The organism is Streptococcus sp. ACS2 (assembly GCF_000525585.1).
In the GTDB taxonomy this organism is placed as follows: domain Bacteria; phylum Bacillota; class Bacilli; order Lactobacillales; family Streptococcaceae; genus Streptococcus.
On record NZ_JALT01000043.1, the window covers coordinates 1 to 4,889 of the forward strand.

The 4,889-nt window shown below is 44.7% G+C and carries 2 protein-coding genes and 2 pseudogenes; 3 read left to right on the plus strand and 1 reads right to left on the minus strand.

The window, feature by feature from the left end:
* Positions 1 to 215: pseudogene (locus tag HMPREF1517_RS10835) on the minus strand (hypothetical protein); the annotation flags it as partial.
* Here HMPREF1517_RS10835 and HMPREF1517_RS10840 point away from each other — a divergent pair.
* The 3 genes and pseudogenes from HMPREF1517_RS10840 to HMPREF1517_RS09060 form a co-directional block, all read left to right on the plus strand.
* Positions 194 to 445, plus strand: a complete 252-nt coding sequence (locus tag HMPREF1517_RS10840) for a magnesium transporter MgtE N-terminal domain-containing protein (RefSeq protein WP_443030970.1) — start codon at positions 194 to 196, stop codon at positions 443 to 445. The pseudogene HMPREF1517_RS10835 and the gene HMPREF1517_RS10840 sit on opposite strands and share 22 nt — an antisense overlap.
* Before the next feature lie 173 nt (positions 446 to 618).
* Positions 619 to 777: an LPXTG cell wall anchor domain-containing protein gene (locus HMPREF1517_RS10755; protein WP_269634968.1), complete on the plus strand. Its 159-nt coding sequence runs from the start codon at positions 619 to 621 to the stop codon at positions 775 to 777.
* 271 nt (positions 778 to 1,048) lie between these two features.
* Positions 1,049 to 4,889 (plus strand): annotated as a pseudogene (locus HMPREF1517_RS09060) (accessory Sec-dependent serine-rich glycoprotein adhesin); the annotation flags it as partial.

The window sequence follows — 4,889 nt, forward strand, 5'->3', positions numbered from 1 at the left end:
TCAACATCTGCGTCAGAATCAGCAAGCACATCGGCTTCAGTATCTGCATCAGAATCAGCAAGCGCATCCGCTTCAGTATCTGCATCAGAATCAGCAAGCGCCTCTGAGTCAGCTTCAGCAAGTACATCCGCTTCAGTATCTGCCTCAGAGTCAGCAAGTGCGTCCGCTTCAGCATCTGCATCAGAATCAGCAAGTGCATCCGCTTCAGCAAGCACATCCGCTTCAGTATCTGAGTCAGAATCAGCAAGCACATCGGCTTCAGTATCTACATCCGAATCAGCGAGCGCATCCGCTTCAGTATCTGCCTCAGCCTCAGCAAGTGCATCCGCTTCAGCATCTGCCTCAGAATCAGCAAGCGCATCCGCTTCAGTATCTGCCTCAGAATCAGCGAGTGCATCAGAGTCAGCATCTGCGTCAGAATCAGCAAGCGCATCTGAGTCAGTAAGCACATCCGCTTCAGTTTCAGTATCAGAGTCAGCCTCTACATCGGCATTCTTAAGTGCCTCTGAAAGCACAAGCACTTCAACAAGTATCTCAACTTCATTGAGTACATCAGCAAGTCTTTCAGCGTCAGCATCAACAAGTGCTTCAGTATCTGCCTCAGAATCAACTTCTGAAGTGAAGGATCCTAACCACAAACGTGGTAGCCAAGCACTTCCTAAGACTGGTGAGGAAAACTCATCATTAGGTGTTGCCTTGGGTGCTTTGGCAACTGCAACAGGTCTTGCCTTTCTTGCCAAACGTAAGAAAGATGAAGAAGAAAGTGAAGACTTCTAAGTCCTAGTAAGTTTAATCATTAGCTTCTAGCTAGACAATCAAATATCCCCTATCGATTAGAGTGATTTCCTAATTGGTAGGGGATTTTTTAGTTTGATATTCTAAAAATACAAATAGTTTTAATAAGTCTTAGTGTTACCATTATTATCGTATTTCTGGGGAGATGAAAGAAAGGATTAATTGCTAGAAAGCAATCTCGAAATAAGATTTTTTGCTTAATTTTATGATAAAATTTAAAGGAGTGTTTTAATCAAAAATAAATGGAGTTTATATGTTTTTTAGAAGGAATGAAGGTCAATATCGTGAAACCGATCGTGTGACACGCTTTAAATTGGTTAAGTCAGGGAAGCACTGGCTTCGTGCGGCGACGTCGAATTTTGGTCTTTTCAAGGTGCTTAGAGGAGGCGTGGATACACCGTCTGTTGCTGCCCATCAGGTAGAGGTGGATGCACCTGCTTTTTCAGGTCAGACACTGCTTAAGGGAGCGCTTGCAACGGGGGCCTTGTTAGGTGGTTCTGTTGTGACTCAAGTAGCTCATGCGAATGAAATGACTGATCAGCCGATTTTGGAAAGTGAAGCAGGAGCTAAGACTGATTTCTTGGCTGCATCTGATTCCGTTGTTCTTGGAAATATGGAGTCTGTGTCCAGTGTTCAAGAGAGTCAAGTAAATAGTCAAGAGTCATCAGAAATTGCGTCAAGTCAGACTTCGGAGGCTTCTTTGAGTGAGTCTTTATCACGTAGCCAGTCGGTGTCTGCTTCTGAATTAGCTTCAAGATCGACATCCTTGTCATTGAGTGCCTCGCTTTCTGCTTCCTTGTCAGCTTCATTAGCTTCTAAGTCGGAATCAGTAAGTCAGATGGATTCCTCTTCACATAGTCTGTCAGAGAGCGTAGCTGAAAAATCATCAGAGCATAGTACAAGTACATCTGTTCAGTCAGTTAGCAAGAGTGATAGTGGTAGCAACTCTAAAGTAGGGCTATCCCTTGTCAGCTCAGAGTCAACCTTGTTAAACGCTTCCTTGACATCTGAAGTGCAAACGAATCTCAAATTGTCTGATACGGCGACTGGGCTGCTAGCTGCCTCGGTTGTGGCTGATGCTGAGCGTTTAGAACAAGAAAAGCGTCTCAAAGATTTAGCCTTAGACATTTATACCTATAAAGCTCAAGCTGTTGATTTGCCAAATACGGATGCTGCTATTCTCAAGGGAAATAAAGCCTTGGATGCCATTCGTGTCAGTCTGGCTGATCGTGATAGTGATGTGTCTCCTACGATAACTCAGGCTCGTCAGGCTAGAAATAGTCTTGCCAATGCGGTGCTTCGTGCGACATCTGGTCAGCGTGATCCTCGTAATGGTTCTCGCATTGATGCTAATAGCAACCTCCGTGCACCCCAGTATAATTTAGGTCTGGCTAACAATGCCTTGATTTCTGTTTATAACTCTGACTACATCAATCAGGCTTATAATGTTGTTGAAACCATTCCTACACGAAATAGTATTAAAAGCATTGGCTACGCTTCTGGTAGTGATCGTGTGAATGGGATCAACGTGCCTCAGACCACTGCATTGAAAAATAGTGCAGTCGCCTTTAATATTGTGGGGACTGTTGGGCAGACAGAGGTCGTAACACCTGGGAAAATTTATAATGTTTCTTTTGTAGTGACTAATACGGCTAAGCAGTCAGTGACACGCACGCTTCGTATTCAGGTTTTGCCGCAAAATGATGGCATTCGTAATCCGATTACGGCGGTGACAACGAGTACTTTTGTTAATGACACAAGTAGTCTCGCCCAGGCTGAAAAAGATAAGGTTTGGGAAGCGTTTAAGACTGCTAACCCAAATATTGCCACTTCAAAGGACTTTAAATCTTATTCGGTTTCATCATCTGGTGTGGTGACCATTACTTATAAAGATAACACCACAAATGATGTGACGGCTCCGGTGAAGCGACTTGCAGCACCAACTGTTGAAACGAGATTATTGGATAAGGCATATACACAGACACCTGTAACGGTGACGGGAGCTGAGCCAGGTTCCACAGTCGTTCTATACAATAATGACGACGAAGTGGGAACAGCAGTGGCAGATGCTTCAGGTCAAGCGATTGTGACGCCGACAGTTAAGTTACAAACAGGTGGTGTAACAGCCAAAGCTCGCATTATGTATGGTGATTATGCGGTGTATTCCGATGCCAGTAATTCCGTGGCTGTAACGGACGGAACGCGTCCTGAAGTGACGGCCAAGTTGACTGTTGATGGTGTGGAACCTAAGTCAACGCCTCTCGAAGGTGGTGGGAAAAACTATACCCTCTATGCTGGTGATGATGCTGTTGTGACTTTCACGGCAACAGATGACAGTGGCAAGCTTAAAGAAATGAAAGTCGTTGCAAGAGCCGATTTGAATGACAATGCCTTGAACGGCAATTTCTTTGGTAGTAGCCAGTACGGAACTGGTAATATTGCACCGATTACGGGAGATATCACAGCAACGACTGATAATCCTGCAACCATTACAACGACCATTCATTTGAAGGATGACCTTTATCATTCTTTCCGAAACACATGGCAGCGTAATGTTGCTGCTATTGACAATGCGTCAAATATGAACCGTCCAAATGGCTTGGGTGAGATTCGTATTACTCAGGGTCGCTTGTCAGATCGTACACCGGGTGTGGCACCGACAAGCACTATTCAGGTGACCAGCCTGACTGCCCTAACAGACGCAGATAAGAGTAAGATTATTGCGGCAGTGTCTGCCTTGAATCCAGAGGTCGCCAACCGTATTAAGTCTTATACGGTTAATAGTGATGGTACGGTAACGATTACTTATAAAGATAGTACGACCAATGTTGTGACGGTGAAATTGTCGGATAGTGATTACAGCGAGTCAGTGTCGCAAAGTGCCAGTCAGTCTAAGCAGGAATCTATTTCTCAAAGTCGAAGTGAGTCTGTTAAGCAATCTGCATCGACCAGCCTTTCATTGAGCACGGTAGCCTCAAAAAGTGTTTCAAGTTCCTTGAGTGAATCGTTGAAGACAAGCCAATCTCGAAGTCAATCCGCTTCAACGAGTGCATCTTTGAGTACTGTGAAATCGGAGAGTATCTCAAGTTCCTTGAGTGAGTCTTTGAAGACGAGCGTATCACAAAGTCAATCCGCTTCAACGAGTGCGTCTTTAAGTACCGTGAAATCTGAGAGCGTTTCAAGCTCCTTGAGTGAATCCTTGAAGACGAGCGTTTCGCAAAGTGAATCCGCTTCAACGAGTGCTTCTTTGAGTGCTGAGAAATCGGAGAGTATCTCAAGTTCCTTGAGTGAATCCTTGAAGACGAGCGTATCACAAAGTGAATCCGCATCAACAAGTGCGTCTTTGAGTACTGTGAAGTCAGCGAGTGTCTCAAGTTCCTTGAGTGAGTCCTTGAAGACTAGCGTTTCGCAAAGTGAATCTGAATCAACAAGTGCGTCATTGAGTGCTGAGAAATCGGCGAGTGTCTCAAGTTCCTTGAGTGAGTCCTTGAAGACCAGCGTCTCTCAAAGTGAATCCGCTTCAACGAGTGCGTCTTTGAGTACTGTGAAATCGGCGAGCATTTCAAGTTCCTTGAGTGAGTCCGCTTCAACAAGCTCGTCTGTGTCAGAATCACAATCAGTGTCAAACTCAGAGTCAGCTTCAGAAAGTGCGTCAGTATCTGAATCACAGTCAGCTTCAACGTCAGAATCAGCGTCAGTAAGTGAATCAATCTCAGAATCACAGTCTGCTTCAAACTCCGAGTCAGCATCAGTAAGTGAATCAATTTCAGAATCACAGTCTGCTTCAACTTCCGAGTCAGCATCAGTAAGTGAATCAATTTCAGCATCACAATCAGTCTCAAATTCCGAATCCGCTTCAGAGAGTGCATCAGTGTCAGAATCACAGTCTGTCTCAAACTCAGAGTCAGCATCAACAAGTGCGTCTGTCTCAGAATCACAGTCTGTTTCAACCTCCGAGTCAGCCTCAGAGAGTGAATCAACTTCAGAGTCACAATCTGTATCAAATTCCGAATCCGCTTCAGAAAGTTCGTCTATTTCAGTTCCTTGAGTGAGTCCTTGAAGACCAGCGTCTCTCAAAGTGAATCCGCTTCAAC